The organism is Pseudanabaena sp. 'Roaring Creek', from assembly GCF_001402795.1.
Lineage (GTDB): Bacteria > Cyanobacteriota > Cyanobacteriia > Pseudanabaenales > Pseudanabaenaceae > Pseudanabaena.
The window spans coordinates 1-3,153 of the sequence record NZ_LIRE01000079.1 but is presented as its reverse complement, the minus strand read 5'-3'; the positions used below and the strand labels follow the sequence as shown (position 1 = coordinate 3,153).

Genomic DNA, 3,153 nt, shown 5'->3' with positions numbered 1-3,153 from the left:
GGTTCGATTTTGGTTAGGGCGATCGCTTCGCCCAATATCCAACTGGCGAAGTCTCTGGAAAAGCTTTCGGCTAAGAATTTGCAAATATTATCGATCATTTTGGGATTCTATCATTTACCGATCGCCTACTCATGGCTAGAAAGCGATCGCTACCAAACGAAAAACTCCCGATCGCCTAAAACATTATCTCAAAATCTCTGATCGCCTTTACAATCAAAAAAACAAAAAGCGATCGCTACTAAATCTGAGAAAACATTGATCGCCTACATATTTCTAAAACGCCGATCGCTATCAATCGAACATTCCTGATCGCCTAAAACATTATCCAATTTAATGATCGCTTGTTATGTTTATGAATTACTTCAAAACGACATGTGTTCGCTAAGGAAAGGAGAATAAGTCAAATGTTAAGAGAAAAGTTCAAGTTAGAAGTCTTATAAGAAATCATTGCTTAAAGGTTTATATTTCATTCTGTTTAGTTTGTTAATCACCTTTCGTATGATTGTTCTAGTACTTCTCTCCTAGCTCTATCTAGAGACTTGTTAGCAATATTTTGAATTTCGTATGAAGAATCTTTAGTAAGGCTCATGAGCACCGAAAAAATTCTATCTTTTTGTTCTGAAGTAAGCTTTTTTTTGTTGATAGAGGATGGAAGAAGTCCCAGTGCTTGAATAGCATATCGATTTTTGCTTTCTAATGCAGTTGTTAATAACTCATCGATCGCCCCAAGTTTTACAAGAGAAAACTTACCACTATCGCATATTCTTTCATCAGGATCTGAAAGAATCCCTATTAGAGATGGAATAGCCCTATTATCACTAAGTTCACCTAATGCTTCTACGACTCTATAACGAATATTACTATATTTGCTAGAAAGGGCATCAATCAGAGGATCGACGGCTCTTGAGTCATGAAGTTTCCCTAACCCATAAGCTGCGACATCTTTAACTATTACTAAATCATCTTGATTTAGTTGATTGTCAAAAGGTGTCTGTAATAGCTCAATAAGTGGTTCAACTGCTCGTGAGTCACCAAACCACTCTATAAGATAGTAGAGATTCCCCATAATACCCGTTGACTTTTCCAGCTTAATACTATTTATTTTCTCTAAAGTAAACTCCACAATCTCACTATTATTAATACGGTGAATCTCTAGTGCCATTTCATAATTCCACATGACTTCACTTTCGCCATTATTCCTTTTACGCATGTAATATGCTCCATTCTCAAAGCATTTAGCTATTACTTCTATCATTCTTGTCAGATTAAAACTGTATATAGATGGAGTTTCTTCAGGTACAGCCTTTAAGACAAAAGAGTGGGCGCGTTTTGTGTCAATCTCAAGTGTTGAAATACTTGTAAAGTCATAAGAAAAAACAGGAAGTAAAAAATAGGTGTCAATTTCTTCTAAAAGAAGGGTATATCTGCTAAATTCAGAATCTATAGAGTACATATCAGCAATGGCATTCTCAAGCGAAGGAAAGCAATAACCTGGAAAAAAGAACTCCCACGAATCTGAACCATTATGCCATTCATAAAGTGTATAAACCTCCTCAGATAATTGAATTGGAAACGACGACACCTTTTTTTCAATTTCTTTACGAGTTAGACCTGGTTGCAAAGAAGTTACATAATTTGGTCTATGACTTTCAAACCAATCTTGAATTCTTTGTAATGCTTTATTTAGGTTATTCATGATTGCGATCCCTGGTTTTTAGTTAATATTCAGTATGACAATTGTAGTAGGTTTTACTTCACATTTACGATACTATCGGATGTTTAATCTATTATATTCACTTAAGAAATTAGAATAACTTGCATTACGCCTATATAGTGAAGTTGTTATATTAACTACTTGAGGAGGAGAATATGGAATTACATAGAATGAGCCATGATCTGTCACATTAGCAAACACCAAGAATTTTTTCCCTGGCTCATAGTTAAAAGCATCTTTATAGAATTGTCTAAGTGCCCCACCCTGACCAATAAGATCACTGCCACGCAATGACTGTTCGGCTTTAGGAACAAGAGCAATTGAAACTGTCCCACTCCTGTAATTGTTATAGCCTCCTTCCGATGTAGAAGCATAGGGAAACTCATCACAAACTAAAGTGCCTGTTGGGAATCCGTTTCTGCGATTGCATGGACTGAAATAATTATACCAATAATCACTACTTCCTACCGATGGTTCTATTCTTGGATTTCCAGGTTTCTTATATGTAAAACTAATTCCAATAGAACTTCCAGTAGGGGAATTTGTAAATCCTCCTCCATGTTGTGCTTTATAGGTGTGAACAGTAGTAACACCATAATCTAACCCCCACACAATAAATGGAATGCCTCTAACTCTGCGATCATTCTTGTCTGGGATAGATGCATTCAGCAAATAGTCAGATTGGAGTGACAAAAGATTGATAATTCTTGGAGACTGGACAATAGATTGAGAATAATTTAGCGCAGTTATGGCAGAAAGGGTTGAAATCATTTGATTAACTACTGCTATCTCTTGTAATGTCTGAAACATTCCAGAAGGATCAGTGCCATTGACAGGATTACCATGAGTATAGCCATAGCGATTGAGAGAAAGCGGATTCATCATATCACCATCAAATCTATCTCTCTGAGTAAAGCGCCCGATATCAGTACTGTAATATCTATCCCTTAGATAATAATCACCGAGATTCTTATCAAACTGCTCACCCGCATAGAGATAACTATTGACCGTTGTACCCGTCGAACTAGACAAATTCCCATAAGCATCATAATTATAGGTATCCGTCACATTACCCGTCGCATCCGTCAATGCCCTCGTGCTGCCCAAACCATCGTAAACATAGAACGACTTCGTCCCATTTCTATCCTGAGCAATTAAATCGCTACCAAACACATAGGCAACCTGCACAGTGCCACTAGGCGCATATTCCGCTAACACCTGAGCATAATTGCGATTCTTATCCACCAAGAACCTCGTCTCCACACCATTCACCTTCTGCGATACGCAGATACCAGAATAGTCATAATCATAGACCGTACTCGTACCGCCACCCTCAGTCGCTTTTAACCGATTCTCCGCATCCCAGTATAGGTAGTCGTCACACCATCCAATGATGAAGGAATCTGTCATCACTTTTGAGATTATCGGTACAGTTTTAT

Annotated in this window: 2 protein-coding genes and 1 pseudogene; all 3 read right to left on the bottom strand. The window is 37.5% G+C overall.

From position 1 onward, the window contains the following. A pseudogene (locus AC805_RS27250) lies at nt 1–98 on the bottom strand (flagellar assembly protein H); the annotation flags it as partial. Nucleotides 99–487: 389 nt separating this feature from the next. Beyond that, nucleotides 488–1,696 carry a HEAT repeat domain-containing protein gene (locus AC805_RS02715; RefSeq protein ID WP_055073991.1) on the bottom strand — a complete coding sequence of 403 codons (1,209 nt, stop codon included), beginning with the start codon at nt 1,694–1,696 and terminating at the stop codon, nt 488–490. Between the two features lie 72 nt (nt 1,697–1,768). After that, on the bottom strand, nt 1,769–3,124 hold the full coding sequence (locus AC805_RS02710) for an RHS repeat-associated core domain-containing protein (protein ID WP_055073990.1): 1,356 nt from the start codon (nt 3,122–3,124) through the stop codon (nt 1,769–1,771). Between the last annotated feature and the right edge of the window lie 29 nt (nt 3,125–3,153).